Here is a 23,345-nt window from a genome sequence, read left to right on the forward strand (position 1 = left end):
AGGAAGGTATATGATATTAGTTTTAGGTGGAACTTCAGACAGCTTAGAAATATGCAGCGAACTAAACAAAATATTCAATCTAAAGTACACTTTATCTGTAACCACTGAATATGGAAGAGATTTAGCGTTAGGATATGCAAGAAATGTTATTTTAGGTAAGCTTACTAAGGATGATATGAAGAAATTTATAAAAGAAAATAAAGTGAAACAAATTATAGATGCGACTCATCCGTACGCAATTGAAGTTTCTAAAAACGCTATAGAGTGTTCAAAAGAAAGCAATATAGAGTACATAAGATATGAAAGAAAATCACTTATAGATGGTATAACATACCCAAATATATATGTAGTTGATACTATTGAGGAAGCTTGTGAAATAGCGAATCAAAAAGGTAATAACATTTTCATAGGAACAGGTAGTAAAAACTTAGATAAGTATGTAGAGCTTATTAAAAATAAAAAGTTAATTGCAAGAGTATTACCTACAAGTGAAGTTATAAAAAATTGTGAAGATTTAGGATTAAATGGAGATAACATAATCGCTATGAAAGGTCCATTTAGTAAAACAATAAATATGGAAATGTATAAGCAATATAAAATAGATTTAGTTATAACTAAGGAAAGTGGTGTAGCAGGAGGATTCTTAGAAAAAGTAGATGCAGCTGATATCCTTGACATACCAGTAGTGATAATAAAAAGAGAAACAATAGATTATCCAAAAGTTATTAATGATGTTAAAGAAATAAGAAATTTTATTATGATTTAGGGAGATTAGCAAAATGAAAAAGGCAGTATTAGTAGTAAGTTTCGGAACAAGTTACGAAGAAACTAGAAAAAAGACAATAGAAGCATGTGAAAAGAAAATAAGTTCAGAATTAAGTGAGTATGATTTTCATAGAGCATATACTTCAAATATGATAATAAGAAAAATAAAAAAGAGAGATGGAATAGAAATAAATAATCCATTACAAGCTTTAGATAAATTACATGAAGAAGGATATGAAGAAGTTATAGTTCAAACACTTCATATAATCTGTGGAGAAGAATTTAATAAGTTAAAAGATCAAATAGAAGAATATAAACCTAAGTTTAAAAAATTAATATTAGGTAGACCACTATTAACTTATATAGATGATTACAAAGAAGTTGTTGAAGCTATAGAAACTCAAATACCACAAATGTGTGATGATGAAGCTGTAGTGTTTATGGGACATGGAACTTTCCATGAATCTCATTCAGCATATCCAGCTATCGAGTACATGTTAAGAGATCATGGAATAAATGCTTATGTAGGAACAGTAGAAGGTTATCCAGAGTTAGACCATGTTATAAAGAAATTAAAAGCAGATAATATAAAAACTGTTAACTTAATGCCACTTATGTTAGTTGCAGGAGATCATGCAATAAATGATATGGCAGGAGATGAAGAAGATTCTTGGAAAAGTATGTTAGAGGAAGAAGGATTTGAAATAAAAATACACTTAAAAGGATTAGGAGAAAACTCTAAAATTCAAGATAAATTTGTAAAGCATGCACATGACTGCATAGATCAATTAAAAGAATTAGAAGCAATATGCTAAACAATTAGGAGGAAGATATAATGGCGAAGTTTTATGGAATAGGTACAGGGCCTGGAGATAGTTCGTTAGTAACAGTAAAAGCTGTAGAAACTATACAAAATTTAGATATATTATATACACCAGAATCTAGAAAAGGTGGAGATAGCTTAGCGTTATCAATAGTAAGTAAATACATACCAGATGGACTTGAAATAAAATCAAGACACTTCCCTATGAATTTTAATGATGGAGAAAAAATAACTGCTTGGAATCAAATAGCAGAGGAAATAGTATCTGATGTTAAGGGGGGAAAGAATGTTGGATTTGTAACTTTAGGAGATCCAATGATATATAGTACCTACGTTTATATAATGGAAAGACTGATAGATGACATAGAAGTAGAAACTATACCAGGAATATCTTCGTTCTCAAATATAGCATCTAATCAAAACTTCCCGTTAGTTATGGATAGAGAGCCATTAATAGTAATACCTTGCACAATGGAAGAAGAAAGAATCAATTATGCATTACAAAATTACAGTTGTATAGTATTAATGAAAGTATACAAAAACTTCAAAGAAATAATAAATAAGTTAGAACAATATGACTTAATAGATAGTGCTATACTTGTAAGTAATTCTTCACAAGAAGGTGAAGTTGTTTATACTAATTTAAGAGATGTACATTTAGAAGAAAAGATATCTTACTTCTCAACAATATTAGTAAACAAAGATAATAAGAAAGAATTAGGAAAGTTAGAAAATAAGGTAGGCTAGAAGACTAATACATAAGGAGATTTATCATGAAAGTAGTAGTTGGAACGAGAGGTAGTAAGTTAGCTCTTACGCAAACTAATTGGGTAATAGATGAGTTAAAAAAACATAATCCTGATGTTGATTTTGAGGTGAAGATAATCAAAACTAAGGGAGATTTAGTACAACATTTATCTTTAGATAAAATAGGTGATAAAGGATTATTTGTAAAAGAGATAGAGCAACAATTATTAGATAAAGAAATAGATATAGCTGTACATAGCATGAAGGATATGCCTTCATGCTTACCAGCTGGTTTGAAATTTGCAGGGATACCTAAAAGAGAAGATCCAAGAGATGTTCTTATATTAAAAGAAGGATATACTTCAATAGATGATTTACCACAAGGAGCTAAAATAGGGACAGGTAGTAAAAGAAGAAAGTATCAACTACTTAAAGCTAGACCTGACTTAGAAATAGTTCCAATAAGAGGAAACATAGATACTAGAGTAAGAAAAATAGAAGATGAAAATCTAGATGGAGTAGTGCTTGCAGCAGCAGGAATTTTAAGAGCAGGTATGAGTAAGCATATAAGCTACTATATACCAACAGATGTAATGGTTCCAGCACCAGCACAAGGAGCCCTTGCGATAGAAATAAGAGATAATGATTTAGAAATAGAAAATCTAATAAACTGCTTAAAAGATGAAGAAACAGAAATTCAAGTGGCAGCAGAAAGAGGATTCTTAGATGGGGTTAATGGAAGTTGTCATATCCCTATGGGAGCTTATTGTACTATAGAAGGTGATAATATTAAGCTAACAGGATTGTTTGGAGATGAAGATGGAAAAAAACTAATAATAAAAAGTATAGAAGGAAATTCAAAATCTCCAAGAGAGTCAGGGATAGAATTAGCAAAATTAGTCTTAAAGGAGTATGAATCTTATGAAGGGTAAAGTATACTTAGTTGGGGCAGGGCCAGGAGATTATAAATTATTAACTTTAAAAGGGTTAGAGTGTATAAAAGAAGCAGATGTTATAGTTTATGATAGATTAGCGAATTTAAATTATCTAAAAGAAGCTAAACCTAACTGTGAATTTATATATGTTGGAAAAGCATCTAGCAATCATACACTACCTCAAGAAGATATAAATAGAGTAATAGCTAATAAAGCTAAAGAAGGCAAAATAGTTACAAGACTTAAGGGAGGAGATCCTTATGTTTTTGGTAGAGGTGGGGAAGAAGGCCAACTTCTAAAAGAAGAAGGAATAGACTTTGAAGTAATTCCAGGGGTAACTTCTGCCATAGGTGGGCTATGTTATGCAGGGATACCTATAACTCATAGAGATCATGCAAGTTCATTCCATGTAGTAACAGGGCATCTAAGAGATGATGATAAAGAAAATCCTGAGATAAACTGGAATGCACTAGCAAATATTAGAGGCACTCTTGTATTCTTAATGGGAGTAGCTAACTTAAAGAAAATAAGTGAAAACTTAATCAAAGAAGGCAAATCAAAAGATACTCCAGTTGCTCTTATAAGTTGGGCAACTAGATATAATCAAAGAGTAATAACTTCTACTTTAGAAGATGTTTATGAAACTGCAGTAAGAGAAAATGTTAAGCCACCAACATTAATAGCAGTAGGAAGTGTAGTAGGGTTAAGAGATACTCTTAATTTCTTTGAAAAGAAACCACTATTCGGAAAGAATATAATGGTTACTAGGAGTAGAACTCAAAGTAGCTCAATAGTAGAAAAGATAATGGATTTAGGTGGAAATCCAATAGAAATACCTACTATAAAAATAGAGAAGATAGAAAATAACACTGAATTAGAAAATGAAATAAGTAATATAAAAGATTATACATATTTAGTTCTTACAAGTAAGAATGCTGTAGAAATATTCTTTGATAAATTAGAAGAAATGAATTTAGATACTAGAGCCCTAGCAAACTTAAAAGTATGTGCAATTGGAAGTGCTACAGCTAAGGAAATTAAATCTAGAGGTATAATTGCAGATATAGTTCCTAAAGCTTTTGTAGCAGAATCTTTATTTGATGAGTTGAAAGATAAACTAACTAAGGAAGATAATATATTAATCCCAAGAGCTAAAAATGCTAGAGATTACTTAGTGGACAAGTTAAGTGAAATATGTACTGTAAAAGAAGTTCACACTTATGAAAGTGTAATAGACACTAGTAAGAAGGGTGAAATACTAGATATATTAGAGAAAGAAGAGCTAGACTTTATAACTTTTGCAAGTTCTTCAACAGTAAGAAACTTTGTAGAAATTATAGGACAAGATAACTTAGATAAAATAAATAGTTCTAAAGTAATATCTATAGGACCAATAACTTCAGCTACTGCAGAAGAATTAAATATAAATGTTTATAAAGAAGCTGAAAAAGCAACTATAGATAAGATAGTAGAAGCAATTACCATTTGTTAGGAATTATTCTACTTTGGAGGTAATAAGTATGTTAAGAAGACCAAGAAGATTAAGAGCTAATAAAGCTATAAGAAATTTAGTTAGAGAAACTAAATTAAATGTAGAAGATTTAATTTACCCTTTATTTATAGTAGAGGGAGAAGGAATAAAAAGTGAAATTTCATCTTTACCAGATGTATATCATTTTTCTTTAGATATGCTAGAAGATGAGATAAAAGAGATAAAAGATTTAGGAATAGAGCATGTAATATTATTTGGTATACCTCATGATCATGAAAAGGATGAATATGGTAGTGAAGCTTATAATGATAATGGAATAATTCAAAGAGCTATCAGAAAAATAAAGGAAATAGATAGTGAAATGAATGTAATCACAGATGTCTGTATGTGCGAATATACAAGTCATGGTCATTGTGGGATATTAAATGAAAAAGGATATGTTAAAAATGATGTTACATTAGAATACTTAACAAAGATTGCAGTAAGTCATGCTAAAGCTGGTGCTGATATGGTTGCTCCTTCTGATATGATGGATGGAAGAATAGCTACACTTAGAGAAGGATTAGATGAAGCTGGATTTGATAATATTGGTATAATGGCTTATAGTGTCAAGTACGCATCCACTTTCTATGGACCATTTAGAGAAGCAGCTAATTCTGCCCCGAGTTTTGGAGATAGAAAGACTTATCAAATGGACCCAGCTAACTCTAATGAAGCACTTATTGAGGCGGAGTTAGATGTTTTAGAAGGTGCAGATATTCTAATGGTTAAGCCTGCTCTTTCTTATTTAGATGTTATAAGAAGGGTTAAGGATAATTTCGATTTACCATTGGCTGCTTATAATGTTAGTGGTGAGTATGCTATGCTTAAATCTGCTGTTAAGAATGGTATATTGGCAGAAGGAGCTATTTATGAATCGGTTATGTCGATTAAGAGAGCTGGAGCTGATATAATAATTACTTACTTTGCTAAGGATTTAGCTAAAATAATAAGAGGTTAAACTTGCAGGTATATAAGGATATATAATATAAAGTTAAATAAATTTAATAATTATTAAATTAGATGCTAGAACAATATGTTCTAGCATTTTGTTTATTTAAGAATAAATATTAATAAAACGAACAATATGTATATATAATTGGTTGGAAAACGTACTAAATACGAATAAAATATTGAAAAATATAAAATAATGTATGATTTTGTATTTGTTGAAGAGTAAAATTATGGTATTATGGGTAAGGATACAAAGACATTAATGAGGGAGGATGTTTATGTTAAATAAATCAAAATCTAAAGCGGTAAGTAAAGTACTTTCGCTTGCAATGATTTTTTCTACTGTTGCACCAAATGCAGTAGTATGGGCAGATTACAATGAGGGATTAAAATCAAAGGATGAAAAAAGTCTTATAATTTCAGAATATGCTCATATAGGGGAATCAACAAAGGCAATCGAATTATACAATGCATCAAATAAGAGTATCAATCTAGGACAATATAACATTACTAGTTATGAAAATGGAAATAAGCAACCGGTAGTTACATTAGACCTAGAAAATCATGTAATAAATGCAGGAGATACATATGTAGTTGCATCATCAAATTCACAAAATGATGAATTCAATTCTAAAATTGAAGAATTAGCAGGTAAAGGAAAAGCATATATAAGTGATAGCCAAGTACTTTCTTTTGATGGAGATGATTTATTAGTTCTTAGAGAAGAGCAAAGTAATGGAGATCATAAAATAATAGATTCTTTTGGTTCAAAAACTGAAAAAGGTCAATATTTCTATGATAAAAATAGCGAAATATCAATAAGAAGAAAAAATGAAATAACTAAAGGTCAAACAAATATAGACAAGAAATTTTTTGATATAAATGAAGAATGGAATGTAGTTAAAACATCTGATATAGATAGTTTAGGGGTTCATTTAAGCAATGAAAAAATTACAAAAGAAGTACTGCCAGAAGGATATATATCTATTGAAGAAGCTAGAAAGCTAGAAACAGGAGCTGAAGTAAAAGTAACTGGTGTAGTTTCTTTCAATGATAGAAATAAAGAAATACATATACAAGATAAAACTGGGGCTATTTCTGTGTCTAATTACGATAGTAAGATAGATTTAAGTGGCGCTAAAAATGGAATGGAAGTTAAAGTTACAGGTAAATTAAAGCCATTTAACAATTTACTTCAAGTGCAAGCTACTGAAATAGAAATAGTTAAAGAAACTGGAATGCCAGAAGCAACAGTAAAAACAATAAAAGAATTAAAGGAAATAAACCATGATTCACTTTATGTAGAAATAAAGGGTGCATTATTAGACTTAGAAAAGAAGACATTAACACAAGGTGAGGATGTTTTAGATATTTACTTTATACCAAGTGGATTAGAAGTTAAAACAGGAGATACAGTAGATGTAAAAGCTACTATGGGTAGATTTAGGGAGACTGTACAGATTTATGGTTCATCGGCAACATTTACAAAGGTAGGAGAAACAACTCCAGAACCAGAGCCAGAACCAGAGCCAGAACCAGAGGTAAAACCAGAGCCGACTCCAAGTGAAGGACCTTCTATAAATAAATACTCACCAGAATCTAACTTAGTATTAGAAAGCGGTAGTAAGCCGGTAATAGAAGCTAATTATAGTGATTCTAAAGGAATAGATATATCATCAGTTAAGATGTATTTAGATTCTAAAGAGATTACATCTGGATTAGAAATAACTGAAGAATATGTAAAATACGCAGTTAAAACTTCTTTAGAAGATGGAGCTCATAATGTAAAAATAGAAGTTAGTAATAAAGAAGGTGAAAAAACAGTTCATGAGTGGACATTTAGAGTTGGAACTATGGGACATTTTGTAGGACAACTTCATGCTCATACAAATGTTTCTGATGGTTCAGGTACTTTAAGTGAAGCTTATGAATGGGCTAAAAATAAAGGAAAAGCTGACTATTATGCAGTAACTGATCACTCTAACTGGTTTGATAATGATGTAAGTGCAAATATATTAGATGGTTCTGTAAGTACAGCTTGGACAAATTCTCAAAAAGTAGCTGATAGTTACAATAAAGATAACGAATTCTCAGCTATGTATGGATATGAGATGACGTGGTCAGGTTCTACTGGTGGATGGGGTCATATAAATACTTTCAATACACCAGGATTCGAAACTAGATCAAATAAGAGCATGGATTTAAAGACATACTATGAAACTTTAGAAAAAGCACCACAATCAGTATCTCAATTAAATCACCCTGGTAAAACTTTTGGAGATTTTGGAGATTTTGGTTTCTATAGTCCAATAACAGATCAATTAGTTAACTTAATAGAAGTAGGAAATGGAGAAGGTCCTGTAAGAGGAAGTGGACATTTCCCAAGTTATGAATATTATACAAGAGCGTTAGATAAAGGATGGCATGTAGCTCCAACTAATAATCAAGATAACCATAAAAAAGGTTGGATGACTGCAAATGATGCTAGAACTATAATAGTAGCTCCAGAAAATACAAAAGAAGCATTATATCAATCTATGAGAGATAAAATGGTATACTCAACAGAAGATAAAAACATGACTATTGATTACACAGTTAATAATCAAATGATGGGTGCTACATTAGGTTCAGATGTTAAGAAACTAAATGTAAGTATTAAGGTAAATGATCCAGACTCATCTGACATTATAGAAAAAATTTCTATAATATCAAATGGTGGTGTTGAAGTTGCTACTAAAAACTTTAACTCAAACAATGTAACATGGGATTTAGAATTAGATCCAGAATACACTTACTACTATGTAAAAGTAGAGCAAAAAGATAAAGATATATTAGTTTCATCACCAGTTTGGGTAGGCGAATCATTTAATGCAGGTTTTAATGAGCCTAGCGTGGATAGATCAATACCATTAAAAGGTGAAGATTTAACAGCTAAATTTGAATTCTACAATAATAACGTAGAAACATTAAAAGATATAAAATTAGAATTCTACAACAATGAAATATCTGAAAGTAACAAAATAAAAGAAGAACAAATAGATGTAATACAACCAGGTGATGCTCAAGGATTTGAAATAACTTTTGTACCAGAAAAGTTAGGAGATCAAGTAATATGGGCAAAGGCTACATTAAATTATGATGGTTCTCAAAAAGTATTTACTAAGAGTATAAAGTTCACTGTTGCTGATCCATCATCAATAAGCAGAGTTATGATAGACGGTTCAAAAGGAAATCAATATGTAACGGGGCATTATGCTGGAAACGTAAATGGTTTAATAGAAGAGTTTGCTAAGAGAGACTGTTTAGCAGAAATAAATGAAGAACCAATAACGAAAGAACGTTTAAATAATGTTGAGTTATTAATAATAACTGACCCAGAAGGTAAAAGTGATTTAAAAGGTAATTATTCAACTGAAGAATTAGCTGCAATAAAAGATTACGTAGAATCAGGTAGAGATATAATAGTATCTACAAGAGCGGATTACGGAGATGCTAAGGGTGAATATAGCAACTCTGCTCAGGTAAATCCAATATTAGAGACAATAGGATCTAAATTAAGAGTTAACGATGATCAAGTAACGGATGATGAAAACAACGAAGGTCAACCATATAGATTAATGTTTAATACATATGAATCTAAAAACTACAATTTAGTAAAAGGATTAACAGAATCAGATTTATACAGCTTCTATAGTGGAGCATCTGTAGTTCTTGCTGATGGAGCAAGTGAAGACGGGGTTGATTACCTTGTAAAAGGTCATTCAACAACAGAATCAGTAAACCAAGATGGTGATGATGATTATGTAGCAGTTGAAAAAGGTAAAGTAGTAGTTTTAGCTGCTGAAGAATTACCTAATGGAGCTAAAGTAGTTGTATCAGGTAACACATTCCTATCTGATTTTGAAATAGATGGAGAAAACCAAAAACAAAAATCAAATATGAAAATATTAAGTCAAATATTTGACTGGTCTTTACCAAAGAAAGAAGTAAAAACTTTAAGTATAGCTGAATTTAGAAAAGATGAAGATAAAGATGGTACTCCAGATTTAATGGGGCAAGAGTTCATATTAGAAGGGACTGTAACTGCTCAATCAGAAGCAGTAGAGCCTAAAAATGCATTTTTCGAATGTATATATATCCAAGATGAAACTGGAGGTATAAATGTATTCGGTGTATCAGCTACACCATTACAAGTAGGTCAAAAAGTAAGGATTAAAGGTACTGTTGGAGCTTACGAAGGTGAAATCCAAATGGCTATAGGTAATGAAGTGGATGATTTAGAAATAATCGATACAAATATAAATCCAATAACACCAACTAAGATGACTACTAATGATAGTATGCTTGTTGAAAATCAAGGTAAATTAACTGAAGTAGTAGGAACTGTTACAAGAATGGACAGAGAAAAAGGTAACGTATATGTAAATGATGGTACAGGTGAAGCTAGGGTTTACTTAAATGGTTACATTGGTGATGGTATAAATGAAGACTCAAAAGGTAAGTTCAGTGATGACATAGAAGTTGGAAGTAAGATAAGTGCTATAGGTTTAGCTTCAGAAGATTCAGAAGGAAACAGATTAAGAGTTAGAAATACTCTAGAAGTTAAAGTTGTTGAAGATGAAGAAGTAAATCCACCAGTTCCAGGACCAGGAGAAGATACAGATCAAAAACCAGGCACTGATGGAGATGAAGACACAGATAATAATCCAGGAACAGGCGAAGATACAGACCAAAAACCAGGAACTGATGAAGATGTAGATAACGATGATGATAATCAAACTACAAAGCCTGAAAATAAACCAAATCAAGAAACTGATAAAAATGAAAGTTCAAATAAACCACCGAAAACAGGTGATTCAGGGATATTATTAAGTTCAGTAATGTTAATAGGATGTTCAGCAGGTTTAATAAGACTAAACAGAAGACGTAAATAATATCCTATATAAAATAATGAGTTCTTTTCTATTATTATAATAGGAAAGAACTCTTATTAAATATGATGATAATGGAGATTTAGTATGACAGATAAAAAAAGAGAAATTTATATAGTTATAGTTATAATGCTTTTATGTGTAGGAATTATCTTTACCTCTAAATCTGTATTTAGTGGTGGATTTGTAGAAGATAAACTTAACAAAAATATAGAATATTATAAGGGTAAAGTAGTTACTGTATCACAAAACTCTTTAAAAGATGACCCATATGTGGATAATGTAGAAATAGGTCTACAAAAGTGTAAAGTTAAAGTATTAGAAGGTCCTTTTGAAGGTGAAGAGCATGAGATAAATCATAATGTTAGTAGAGCATACAACATAATAGCTAAAGAAGGTATGAATGTGGTATTGGCTATATATGAAGAAAATGGCCAAATAGAGGATATAAATATATCTAATTACCAAAGAAGCCATATTATAGGTGTTCTAGCGATTTTATTTATTGTAATAACTTTAATTGTAGGTAAATTTAAAGGTTTAAAGTCTTTAATATCTCTTCTGTTTACTGGGACAAGTATAGTTTATTTAATGCTTCCAATGTTATTCAAAGGTGTAAGCCCTATTTTAGCAGCTATATTAGTAGTAGCTTTAAGTACAGTAGTTACTTTAACACTAATAAGTGGATTTAACAAAAAAACAATGGTATCTGTTATAGGGACTTTATCTGGAGTAATCTTATCAGCAATAATAGCATTTTTATTTGGAAGGTATGCTAACTTATCTGGAATTACTATGAATGATGCAGATAGTATGTTTTATTTAGCTGAATATAGTGAACTAAGAATACAAGGTCTTATGTTTGCCTCTATAATAATAGCTGCATTAGGGGCTGTAATGGATGTTGCAGTGTCTCTAACATCTGCTATATTTGAACTTTATGAAGTAAATAATAAATTGAGTGTAAAAGATTTAATTAAAAGTGGTATGAATATAGGTACTGATATGATAGGTACTATGTGCAATACTCTTATATTAGCTTTTGCTGGAGGATCTTTAAATACATTAATCTTATTATATAGTGCTTCTATGAACAAAGCTCAGTTATTTAATTTAGATATATTAGGGACTGAGATTATACAAGCATTGTCTGGTAGTATAGGTATAATTTTAACTGTACCGATAACGGTATTTGTTGCAAGTTATATATGTACTAAGAAAGAAAAATGCTAAGTATAAATTAAATAAATTTTATAAAGAGCACTGGTTTCTTTGGAGGCTAGTGTTTTTATGTTGCAGAAATTGTAACTATTAATTTACTTATTAAGTAGAACTATAAAGTATATGGCGGTAGTAAAATATAAACATCCTACTTTAAATTTTATCAAAAAATGTAAATGATAAAAATTATCATTTACAAATGGCTAAAATTTGTTATAATACTAATATAGTTAGGAGTGAAATAGATGGAATTTATAGAACTAATAATAAATGCAGCACAAGAATCTTTTTTACATGTAGGAGTATTATTAGGAATAGTCATACTAATATTTGGATATATAGATTATAAAACAGGCGGAAATATAGTAGATATTTTAGAAAAAAATAAAAAAATACAGCCGATAATAGGAGCTATCTTAGGTATAATACCAGGATGTGGTGGTAGCATTATACTAATGCCACTATACGTAAAAAATAAAGTAAGCTTTGGAGCATTAGTAGCAACATTAATATCTAGTATGGGGGATGCGGCTTTTATACTAATTTCTTCGGATATTAAAGCATATATAGGAGTTAGTTTAATAAGCTTTTTAATTGCTATAGTTTGTGGATACATAGTAGATATACTACATTTAGATGAAAAATTAAAACTTAGAAAAGACAAGCTTTATAATTGTGATTGTATTAATAATGAAAAGACAGATTTTGAAAAAGGATTAAAGATAGATTTAAATACAAGGAAACATATAGGACATGAAGTAAATGATGAAGTAGACCATGCTCTACATCATAATGAAAAAAGGAATATGAGTAAGTTAGGATATAAATTTACTCATTCAATAGGATATAAAATATTTTATTTACTTATTATAGTAGGATTGATAGTAACAATAATATCTCATGGTGGAGGCGCTGAACATGCACACTCACATATACATTCACATGAGGAAAGCTTGGAATTACCATTTGAAGGTATAATATCATTACTAGGAATAACTTTATCTATAATTTATACAATATTATCTAAAAAATATATTAAAAATAGTACTCATGAAGAAGTTGAAAGTAAGATTTTATCATTTAAAGAGATGATAATACATTCTGCAAGTGAAACAGCTTTTGTTATAACGTGGATATTTATTGGGTATTTAGTGTATGATTTAGGTGTAATGCTTATTGGTGGAGAAGAAGTATTAAATTCTATATTATTAGTAAATGGTATGATAACTGTGTTAATAGGTGCATTTCTTGGTGTTGTTCCAGGTTGTGGAATTCAAGTTATATTTATATCTTTATATTCAAAGGGCGTTATGCCATTTGCAGCACTAGTTGCAAATTCAATATCTCAAGATGGAGATGCGCTTTTCCCACTTATTGCAATGGATAAAAAATCAGCTTTATGGGCTAAGATTTTAAATCTTATTCCAGCCATAATTATAGGTTTTGTAGTATATTTTATAATGAGTTAGTTAAGTTTTGAAAATTCGATAGAAGTTTTATGAAATTTAGATAAATCAAAGAAGATGCTAGAGTAGCTTACTCTAGCATTTTTTATATCTAAAGTTTGAGCTTATAAATATTAATAATTTACTGTAAAAATTATCAAGTAAATCTACTTATAAAAAAAGTTGACTATGCAACTAAATATTGGTATACTAAAATAGTTGTTTAGTCAACTAATAGAAGGTGATAATATGAATGAAAATAATAAATACATAGCCAAATATATTTCTCAAATACACAGAAAATCAAGAACATTCATGAATAGAGAAGTGGCAAAGTATGATATTAAAGCAGGTCAACTTATGTTTTTACTTGATTTGTATATGCAAGATGGAAAGAGCCAAGAAGAAATTTCTAAGAAATTAGAAATAGATAAAGGAGCTACAACAAGAACCCTAAAAAACTTAGAAGAACAGGGTCTTATAACTAGAGTTAAAGATAATCATGATAAAAGGACTAATAGAATTTATTTAACAGAAAAATCTAAGGATGTTAAATATGATGTATTCAATCTAATTGGTCAATTACGCAATGAAGTAAGTAAAAGTTTAACTAATGAAGAAGAAGAGATATTGATAGATCTACTTGAAAAAATATATATAAATATGAAAATATAAGGGGTGAAGCTATGGATAATAAACAAAATATATTGGGTACAGAATCAATAGGAAAATTACTATTAAAGTACTCACTACCAGCTATTATAGGAATGATGGTAAATGCGCTTTATAATGTTGTAGATAGGATGTTTATTGGAAACATACCAGGTGTTGGTCCAATGGCTATAACAGGACTTGGAGTAGCAATGCCAATAATGACAATTATAATTGCTTTTGGAAGTCTTGTAGGTGTAGGATCAGCTACTAATGTATCTATAAGATTGGGAGAAGGAAATAAGGATGAAGCAGAGAAAATCATAGGAAATGCAATATGTTTAGCAACAATAATAGGTGTTACACTATCTATACTGGGATTATTACTATTAGATAAAATACTTATGACATTTGGGGCAAGTGAAGGTACTATTACTTATGCAAAATCATATATGAGTGTAATATTGATTGGAACAACATTCAGTATAATGTCAATGATGTTTAGTAATTTAATAAGAGGCGATGGAAATCCAAGATTATCAGCTACAATAATGATTGTAGGGTGTGGTCTAAATATAGTGCTAGATGCATTGTTTATATTTGGGTTTAATATGGGTATACAAGGAGCAGCGCTTGCTACTATAATATCTCAAATAACTTCATCAATGTTAGGGTTATCTTATTACTTAAGAGGAAAATCAAACGTAAAATTAAATAAGAAAAACTTAAAATTAAATATGAAAATTGTATCAGCAATATTTGCAATAGGTTGTGCACCTTTTGCAATGCAACTAACTAACAGCTTAGTACAAGTAATATTTAATACCTCATTAAAAACATATGGTGGAGATTTATCAATAGGTGCAATGGCAACAATAAGTTCAATTAATATGATATTTGTAATGCCAGCTTTCGGATTTGTGCAAGGAATGCAACCTATAGTAGGATTTAACTATGGAGCTAAAAAATATGATAGAGCTAAGAAAACTTTAAAAATTAGTCTAATATCAGCTACAGTTGTATTTTTAATGGGAGCTTTAGTAATACAATTAGCACCACAAGTTTTAGTAAGTATGTTTAATAAAGACCAAGAGCTTATGAATATAACTATTGTGGGACTTAAAAAATATGCATTCGCTATGCCAATAGTAGGTATATCTATAGTTGGAAGTAATTTTATACAATCAATAGGAAAAGCAAAGGTTGCTATGGTTTTAGGTTTATTAAGACAAGTTATAATATTAATACCAATGGTTATTATATTACCAAATTTCTTTGGTTTAAATGGAGTTTGGTTTGCACAACCAACTGCCGATATTGTTTCAGCAGTTATAACTGGTATAGTTTTAATTAAAGAAATTAAAAAGAACTTCTCAAATAATATAGAAGAATCACTTAAAGAAGCAAAAGCCATATAGTATATACTAAATTAAAATAAAGGTAAAAGATGCTAGAATAATTAATTCTAGCATCTTTTTATTTTATGGAGTATTTTGTATTACAAAAACGACATGAAGTTACGGTTATTTATAACACGTTTTATTTATTAAAAAATAGTAGAATCATATTTATAATAATTTCTAATAAATAAACGTAGAGAAATCTACGGTTTTTTCTATATATTTCGTGTGCTATAATTTATAACTAAATTAATAAATAGAGGAGGCCTATATGCATTATAATATAGATGAAATTATATATGAATGTCCTGTAGAGGCATTATCTAATATTTTAGGGAAAAAGTGGGTAGCTACGATAATATGGGAATTACAAGAGAATAGAATGAGATTTGGAGAATTACAAAGAGCTGTAGAAGGATGTACTAAAAAAATGCTTATACAGCAGCTAGATTTATTGATAAATAATGATATTGTAATAAATGAAAAGAAAGCAATTAATAATTCAGTAGAATCTACTTATTATCTAAGTGAAGCTGGACTTAAATTACTTCCTATTATGGAAACCATGATATCATGGAGTAATAAAAATCTTTCTTGTGATAAATAGATACAGTATCCACAAAATAAAATATGGAAGTTATAATGGAATGATTCGTTCTGGTATGATTTCTTATACAAAGGTATATCACCATTTCATATTAAGTGTAATAAAATAAATAAACTAGATCAATTTAGAAAATTTACCAAATTTAAAGAGTAACTCAAAGAGGTGAATTATATATGAGAAATATAAAAAGCAATCGTCAATTAGACTATTCTAAATTTGATACTGATATGACGGCATTTGTAAATGATAATAATATTAAAAGCCCAAGTGATTACTTAATAGTTACTTCTATTAAAGAGAGGATTACTTATATATTTGAAAAAGAAGGTGAGATGTGGGTACTGATATATAGATGGAGCTGTACTGTAGGAAAACCATCAACGCCTACTATAAAGGGAGTATTTGCTGTAGGTGTAAAATATCCAGCTATAACATCAGAAGGAAGTAAAGTTTCTGCAAAGTATGCTACAAATATTGTAGGAGAATATTTTTATCATTCAATACTATATGACTTAACAGGGACATATATATATGATGGAAGATTAGGAGTAGCAATAAGTCATGGATGTATAAGACTGGATACAAATAATGCTAGGTGGATTTTTAATAGTGTACCCGAAGGTACTACTATAGTTATTAACTAATTATTTTTAAAATACATGGAATGATGTAGATAAAATGATAGTTATATCAAGAGATAAAGATAGAGATATATTTTAGATAAGGATCGATAATATAGTTAGATGAACTTGATACAAATAATAAAGGAACAACATTAAAGTTGTTCCTTTATTATTTGTATATATGATTATGCAATATAATTTTTATATACTGTACAATCTGTAATAAACGTATTAATATAATAGATTACGATCTATATATTTGCTATCTTGTGTTATATAAACCCTATTTACTCTTTTAGTGATGCAACAAAGTATTTCATGGTCTATTGTACCCATCTTGTGTGATATATCACCTATTCTTATACCATCTATATCACCTATCAAGATAGCTTCATCTTCCATATTTATATCAAAATTATTTGGAATTTCAACCATAACTTGATCCATACATATTCTTCCTACTATGTTTAATAACTTACCATTTATAAATACTTGAGGATTTTTTTGAGTTCTAGGAAAACCATCAGCATAACCAACAGGCAGTGTAGCTATTCTAGTATCTTTATTTACTGTATATGTTCCTGCATAACTAATACTAGTTCCCTTATCTATAGTCTTTATGTTACTAACTATAGTTTTTAATTCTAAAGCCATTTTTAGCTTTATATCTCTACTGACTTCATATGATGGATAAGGACCATATAAAGATATCCCTAATCTAACCATATTGAAATCACATTCTCTTAAATCTAAAATTGCAGCACTATTTGATACGTGTTTTATAGGAACATTTAAATTAGATTCTTCTAATGAATTTATAACTATATTGTATTTATTTACTTGCTCATAAGTAGAATATTTATTTTTCTCATCTGATTTTGCAAAGTGAGTATAAATACCCTCTATTATTAAATTTTCTAAGGTAAATATTTTCTTTATATCTGATATAGATTGTTCGTTGACTAAAAAGCCTATTCTGCTCATACCAGTATCAAGCTTTATATGAATATAAGCTTTTCTATTACTTAATTTAGCTAATTCATTTATTTTTAAAGCCATTTCTAAAGAGTATACAGTAATTCTTATATTGCTATCTATTGCACTTTGTATTTTAGCTGTATCTGTATACCCCATACATAAAATAGGCTTTCTAATACCTGCTTTTACAAGTTCTAAACCTTCTTCTAATCTAGCTACTGAGAAAAAATCAACATTTTCTTCTGTGTCTAAAAATTTAGATACTTCAACAGCCCCATGGCCATAAGCATCTGCTTTTACAACGCAACATAACATAGTATCTTTATCCAAAGCTTTTTTTACACTATCTACATTAAATTTTATATTTTCTAAATTTATCTCAGCCCATGTGCTTGATTTTATATTCATTATAAAATGTACCTCTACTTTCATTATAAACTATATCATTCTAAATTAAATTATATTTAATTATATATATAAAAAATAAATAATTTTTAATTAATACTAACATTTTTTATATAGAGAGTCAATTATATTTAATTTTAAATGAAAAAAATAAATGTAATTTAATAAAATTGCGTAATATAATTCATATTGATATAATAATTTATTAGATAATAATAAAAATATATAATAATGAGGTAGCTTGTAAATGAATGAGGTAGATATATCAAAAAATATTACTGAGTATAGAAAAAGAAAAAAGATGACTATTAAAGAGTTGGCTAATTTAACAGGGGTTACTCCATCTTTACTTAGCCAAATAGAAAAGGGAAGTGCTAATCCTTCTATTAATACGTTAAAACAAATTTCTAGTGTTTTAGATGTACCATTATTTAATTTTTTCATAAGTGATGTACCGACAGAAAGTTTAGTAGTTAGGAAAGATAGTCGTAAAAAAATAATGTTTCCTGAAGATGATAGTTTTGCATATGAATTATTAACTCCAAATTCAAAAGGAGAAATAGAATTAATGCTTATGAAAATACCTCCACAAGGAGCTTCTTCAAAAGAACAATTTAGTCATAAGGGAGAAGAGGTTGCCTATGTAATAAAAGGAGATGTACGACTTCATTTAATGAATAGTGTAATTGAACTAAATTCTGGAGATAGCGTTAAAATACCACCACATTCAAGTCATAAGTGGGAAAATGTTGGGAATTGCGACTGTGAAGTTATATTTGCAGTAACCCCACCTTCATTCTAAAATTTCAATAATGTATTTATATTTCGAACTGCTTTTTTATTAAATAGAAAAGTAGTTTTTATTTAAAGATTTATTTTATTAAGATTTTATGAAAGAACTTATATTCAATCAAGAAGAGTGTAAATAAAATATGTTTAAATTTAATAAAATATAAATAGAATAGGTGTATAATGAGAGGGTAAAGTTATATCATATATTACATTGTTTTTAATAAAGGAGATAAGTATGAGTACATTAGATGAAAAGATAAAATTAATAGATAACATAAAATATGATGACGTAGAGTTTGAAGTGATTTCTTATAATAACCTAGAAGGTGCTCAAAGTATAGAAACTGCAATGGGGCTATTCTTTGCAGAACAAGCTGGATTAAAAATGAAGCAAGTAAGAATCAGATTAAATAATAGTTCAGTAAAAACTGAAGCAGGAGCTCTTTATTACTACAAAGGTAAGATAGAATCTAAGAGTAACATTGGTGGAGTTGGGGGATTGTTTAAAAAAGCTGTATCGGGAACAATTACTAATGAAAGTGCTATAAAACCAACATATACAGGGACTGGAGAGATATTATTAGAACCATCATATAAGCATTATATAATGATGGAATTATCAAATGAAAGTATTATAGTGGATAAAGGTATGTTTTATTGTTGCTCTGAAGATATAAATATTAAAGGTGTTGCACAAAAGAATATATCATCAACTCTTTTAGGAGGAGAAGGTTTTTTCCAAGTACAATTATCAGGAACTGGAATAATTGTTTTAGAGTGTAATGTACCTAAGGAAGAGATAGTCGAGTGTAAAATTTCTAGAGGTGAAGAATTAAAGGTAGATGGAAACTTTGCAATAGCTAGAACTAGTGGAGTTAATTTCTCAGTTACAAAATCAGATAAAAGCTTATTTGGATCAGCGATAAATGGAGAAGGATTCTTAAATACATTTACAGGTGAAGGTATAGTTTGGATAGCTCCAACTCAGCCTATGTATGAAAAAATGAATTACGGTCTTCCGACTAACAATAATTCTATGGATAATCATACATCTCGTCAAAGAGGTTAAATATATAAATTATAAGAAAGATGAAAAATAATACATATAAGTTTAAATTATTGTTGACCTGTGTGATATACACAGGTTTATTATTTTTATATAAAAAGTGAGTCTTATTAAGGAGTAAATAGCTATGAATCTAGAATTTAAAAAAATTAATAAAAATAATTATGACGAAGTATTAAAGCTACATGTATCTAAGGAGCAAATAGGATATATAGAATCGATTGAAGATTGCCTAGAAGAAGCAAAACAGTGTTCTTTATGGAGGCCAATTTCAATATATGATGGGGAGATTCCAGTAGGTTTTGCAATGTATGGATTGTTTTTAAATGAAGGTGAATGTGGAAGAGTGTGGTTAGATAGGATAATGATTGGAGATAAGTATCAAGGAAAGGGATATGGAAAAGCTTGTATGAAGCTTTTAATAAAAAGGCTTTATAAAGAATATGCGCATAAAACTATATATTTAAGTGTTTATGATGATAATGTAAGTGCAATTCAACTATATAAAAAAATTGGATTTCAATTTAATGGAGAAGTCGATACTAATGGGGAAAAAGTAATGGAGATAGATTTAAATAATATAGAATATTTATAAATCTAGTATTTAAAAAGTATCAATATGATACTTTTTTTTATATAAATAAATAAGGGGGTATAGCTTATGGTGAAATTAATGATTATAAGTGGTTTAGTACTATTAATATCAATAACTTCAAGTAAAGTGCTATATAAATTTGGAGTCCCGATACTTTTGATATTTATTATATTAGGAATGTTATTTGGATCAGATGGTATTGTAGGGATTTACTTTTCAGATTATGAGCTAACTAAAGAGTTATGCTCAATAGCTTTGGTAATGATAATGTTTTATGGTGGTTTCGGAACTAATTGGGAAATGGCAAAACCATCAGCTATCCCTTCAATATTAATGTCAACTCTTGGTGTACTAATAACAGCAGCTCTAACCGGTTTATTCGCAAGTTTAATCTTAGGAACAACTTTATTAGAAGGATTACTTATAGGATCGATAGTGGCATCTACGGATGCGGCATCTGTTTTTGCAATACTTCGCTCACAAAAGCTAAATTTAGAAGGTTCTCTAGCCTCTTTATTAGAAGTTGAAAGTGGAAGTAATGACCCTATTGCTTATATGCTAACACTTGCAATCTTAACTTTGATGAATAATGGAGGTCTATCAAATGTAGTTCCAATGTTAATAAAACAAATAGTATTTGGAATATTAGTAGGTACTATATTAGCAAAAGCAGCTGTATATTCCGTAAAAAAGGCTAATTTTGAAATAAAAGGATTTTATCCAATTTTTATAACAGCTATAGCTATATTATCATACGCTTTAAGTGAGTGGCTTGGCGGCAATGGATATTTAAGTGTTTATATGGCTGGAATAATTATAGGAAATAGTAAAATACCTTATAAAAAGACTCTATATCAGTTCTTTGATGGAATTTCATGGATTATGCAAATTGCCTTGTTTTTCATGCTAGGTCTTTTATCATTCCCTTCAAAGTTTTTTAGTATAATTGGTATTTCAATACCAATATCTATTTTTATGATTGTTATTGCAAGACCCTTAGCTACATTTATAATTTTATACCCATTTAAGTTTTCTAATAAAGAAAAATTATTTATTTCTTGGGTTGGATTAAGGGGAGCAGCATCTATAGTTTTTGCGATATATGCAGTAACTTATGGTGTGCATATACAAAATGATATATTTCACATTGTATTTTTCGTAGCTTTATTCTCTGTGGCAATTCAAGGAACATTATTACCTAATATAGCGAGAAGACTTGAGCTAGTAGATGATAATGCTTATGTACTAAAAACATTTAACGACTATTCAGGAGACATAAGTAGTAAGTTGTTAGAGATAATCGTAACTCCAGAGAGTAAATGGATAAATAAAAGTATTGTAAGTGCAGATATTCCAGATGACATACTAATTGTGATGATTAAGCGTAAGGGAGATATAATAATACCTAAAGGAGCTACTACTATAGAAGAAGGAGATATTTTAGTAGTTAGTGGAGAAAATATAGAACAGCTTGTATAAAAGGGTGCATGTAAAAGCACTCTTTTTATAATTAATAAGGTTAGAGTATAGAAATTATATAACTTTATTTATATAATGCGGATTAAACTTAACATTATTCATATTTACATGGCACATACTGTATAGTATATATAAAATATATATTGATAAATTTTAATTAAGGGAGAATGTTAGAATGTTTTATTCCATAAACTTAGAATTAGATAAATTTGAAGTGGTTATAATTGGTGGTGGTGAAGTTGCTTATAGAAAATGTAAAAACTTTATAGACTTTAATAAAAAAGTAAAAGTGATAGCTCCAAAGTTTATAAAAGAGTTTCAAGGATTGAGAGATAAAGTGGAACTAATAGAGGATATATATAAAGAAGAATATATAAAAGATAGCTTTATTGTAGTTGCAGCTACTAATAATAAAGATGTGAATAAAGCTATAGGTGAATATTGTAATTTGAATAATAAGTTGGTAAATGTAGTAGATAGTATAGAGCTATCTAATTATACAGTTCCATCATACATAAAAAGAGGCGATTTACTTATCAGTGTATCTACCAGCGGAAAGAGTCCATCTTTATCTAGAAAAATAAAAGAAGATTTAGAATCGCAGTATGATGATAGTTACGAAGAGTACATAAATCTTTTAGGGGAGGTTAGAAGAAAAATTATAGCGCAAGTTGATGATGCAACTATAAGAAGAAACTTAATAAAAAATTTAATTAATTTAAATTTGAAAGAATTAAGAGAAGAAAAAAATAAATATAGTAAGTAAAAGTTAAATAGTTTAAAAAAATAGAAAAATTAACTGTGATCATAGCTATATATTTTTTTAGTATCAGTAGTTAGAGGGGATTTGCATGAAAAATAAAATAGGAACTCTCAAAAAATAAGGATTATATAATACTTATTTATAAAAGCATACTTTCGGAGTTGGATTTTGTTTAGTATTTATATAGGTGAATTAGAAGGAGGATAAAGCTAGATAAATGAATACGTTGAACTAAATTATAAAATGGTTAGAAAAAAGAAAATTAAAAAACTTTTAAAAAAGTATTGACCAATAGAAAAGATGATGGTAAAGTATTACTTGTCCGAGAGATACGGACGAAAAATAAAACGAAAGAAAGTCTTGACTGAGGGGTAATAACCTGGTAAGATAAGTAAGTCGAGAAAATGAACTTTGAAAATTAAACAGTAGGTTAATTTATAAAATTAATTCTTATAAAGAATTATTCGAAACAACCAAACAAAGCCAGATATATAACAGTATCTGAGCCCATCAACTTTTATTTGAGAGTTTGATCCTGGCTCAGGATGAACGCTGGCGGCGTGCCTAACACATGCAAGTCGAGCGATTTACTTCGGTAAAGAGCGGCGGACGGGTGAGTAACGCGTGGGTAACC

At 29.2% G+C, this 23,345-nt stretch carries 19 protein-coding genes and 1 rRNA gene; 19 read left to right on the forward strand and 1 reads right to left on the reverse strand.

Annotation, left to right across the window (positions count from 1 at the left end; translation table 11 throughout):
- The first annotated feature begins 10 nt into the window (after positions 1–10).
- The 13 genes from H8923_RS16115 to H8923_RS16170 all read left to right on the forward strand — a co-directional run bounded on the left by H8923_RS16115 (position 11) and on the right by H8923_RS16170 (position 16,654).
- Complete coding sequence (locus H8923_RS16115) at positions 11–766, forward strand: cobalt-precorrin-6A reductase (protein WP_153972918.1); 756 nt, start codon at positions 11–13, stop codon at positions 764–766.
- Positions 767–779: 13 nt separating this feature from the next.
- Entirely contained in the window at positions 780–1,580 is an 801-nt protein-coding gene (locus H8923_RS17190) for a sirohydrochlorin cobaltochelatase (RefSeq protein WP_207707768.1), read from the forward strand.
- A 20-nt stretch (positions 1,581–1,600) separates the two neighbouring features.
- A complete protein-coding gene (locus H8923_RS17195; protein WP_207707767.1) occupies positions 1,601–2,335 on the forward strand; it encodes a cobalt-factor II C(20)-methyltransferase in 735 nt (244 codons plus the stop codon).
- Between the two features lie 26 nt (positions 2,336–2,361).
- Positions 2,362–3,267 (forward strand): hydroxymethylbilane synthase, encoded by a 906-nt coding sequence (hemC, locus tag H8923_RS16125; protein WP_153972917.1) that lies wholly within the window; start codon positions 2,362–2,364, stop codon positions 3,265–3,267.
- A complete protein-coding gene (gene cobA, locus H8923_RS16130; protein WP_153972916.1) occupies positions 3,257–4,762 on the forward strand; it encodes a uroporphyrinogen-III C-methyltransferase in 1,506 nt (501 codons plus the stop codon). Before hemC ends, cobA begins: the two co-directional genes overlap by 11 nt.
- Positions 4,763–4,790: 28 nt before the next feature.
- Entirely contained in the window at positions 4,791–5,762 is a 972-nt protein-coding gene (gene hemB / locus H8923_RS16135) for a porphobilinogen synthase (RefSeq protein ID WP_153972915.1), read from the forward strand.
- A gap of 271 nt (positions 5,763–6,033) precedes the next feature.
- Positions 6,034–10,689: a CehA/McbA family metallohydrolase gene (locus H8923_RS16140; protein WP_172976752.1), complete on the forward strand. Its 4,656-nt coding sequence runs from the start codon at positions 6,034–6,036 to the stop codon at positions 10,687–10,689.
- Between the two features lie 84 nt (positions 10,690–10,773).
- On the forward strand, positions 10,774–11,919 hold the full coding sequence (locus tag H8923_RS16145) for a YibE/F family protein (protein ID WP_153972913.1): 1,146 nt from the start codon (positions 10,774–10,776) through the stop codon (positions 11,917–11,919).
- Positions 11,920–12,152: 233 nt separating this feature from the next.
- Positions 12,153–13,376 carry a putative manganese transporter gene (locus H8923_RS16150; protein WP_153972912.1) on the forward strand — a complete coding sequence of 408 codons (1,224 nt, stop codon included), beginning with the start codon at positions 12,153–12,155 and terminating at the stop codon, positions 13,374–13,376.
- Positions 13,377–13,601: 225 nt separating this feature from the next.
- The gene (locus H8923_RS16155) at positions 13,602–14,027 is read left to right on the forward strand and encodes a MarR family winged helix-turn-helix transcriptional regulator (RefSeq protein WP_153972911.1); all 426 of its coding nucleotides are present in this window, start codon (positions 13,602–13,604) and stop codon (positions 14,025–14,027) included.
- A gap of 11 nt (positions 14,028–14,038) precedes the next feature.
- Entirely contained in the window at positions 14,039–15,421 is a 1,383-nt protein-coding gene (locus H8923_RS16160) for an MATE family efflux transporter (RefSeq protein WP_153972910.1), read from the forward strand.
- Between the two features lie 253 nt (positions 15,422–15,674).
- Positions 15,675–16,010 (forward strand): winged helix-turn-helix transcriptional regulator, encoded by a 336-nt coding sequence (locus tag H8923_RS16165; protein ID WP_153972909.1) that lies wholly within the window; start codon positions 15,675–15,677, stop codon positions 16,008–16,010.
- 173 nt (positions 16,011–16,183) lie between these two features.
- Positions 16,184–16,654 carry a L,D-transpeptidase gene (locus H8923_RS16170; RefSeq protein WP_153972908.1) on the forward strand — a complete coding sequence of 157 codons (471 nt, stop codon included), beginning with the start codon at positions 16,184–16,186 and terminating at the stop codon, positions 16,652–16,654.
- 210 nt (positions 16,655–16,864) lie between these two features.
- Here the strand turns inward: H8923_RS16170 and alr are convergent, their stop codons facing one another.
- Positions 16,865–18,019, reverse strand: coding sequence for an alanine racemase (gene alr, locus H8923_RS16175; protein ID WP_153972907.1), 1,155 nt, complete (start codon positions 18,017–18,019; stop codon positions 16,865–16,867).
- Between the two features lie 244 nt (positions 18,020–18,263).
- Between alr and H8923_RS16180 the strand changes: the two genes are divergently transcribed.
- The 6 genes from H8923_RS16180 to H8923_RS16205 all read left to right on the forward strand — a co-directional run.
- Entirely contained in the window at positions 18,264–18,818 is a 555-nt protein-coding gene (locus tag H8923_RS16180; RefSeq protein WP_153972906.1) for a helix-turn-helix domain-containing protein, read from the forward strand.
- A 225-nt stretch (positions 18,819–19,043) separates the two neighbouring features.
- Positions 19,044–19,877, forward strand: coding sequence for an AIM24 family protein (locus H8923_RS16185; protein WP_153972905.1), 834 nt, complete (start codon positions 19,044–19,046; stop codon positions 19,875–19,877).
- Between the two features lie 124 nt (positions 19,878–20,001).
- Complete coding sequence (locus H8923_RS16190; RefSeq protein ID WP_153972904.1) at positions 20,002–20,469, forward strand: GNAT family N-acetyltransferase; 468 nt, start codon at positions 20,002–20,004, stop codon at positions 20,467–20,469.
- A 66-nt stretch (positions 20,470–20,535) separates the two neighbouring features.
- Positions 20,536–21,948 (forward strand): potassium/proton antiporter, encoded by a 1,413-nt coding sequence (locus H8923_RS16195; protein ID WP_153972903.1) that lies wholly within the window; start codon positions 20,536–20,538, stop codon positions 21,946–21,948.
- A 175-nt stretch (positions 21,949–22,123) separates the two neighbouring features.
- On the forward strand, positions 22,124–22,714 hold the full coding sequence (locus H8923_RS16200; protein WP_153972902.1) for a precorrin-2 dehydrogenase/sirohydrochlorin ferrochelatase family protein: 591 nt from the start codon (positions 22,124–22,126) through the stop codon (positions 22,712–22,714).
- 514 nt (positions 22,715–23,228) lie between these two features.
- Positions 23,229–23,345, forward strand: a 16S ribosomal RNA gene (locus H8923_RS16205); the annotation flags it as partial.

It is taken from the genome of Romboutsia faecis, assembly GCF_014323405.1.
GTDB lineage: Bacteria > Bacillota > Clostridia > Peptostreptococcales > Peptostreptococcaceae > Romboutsia_E > Romboutsia_E faecis.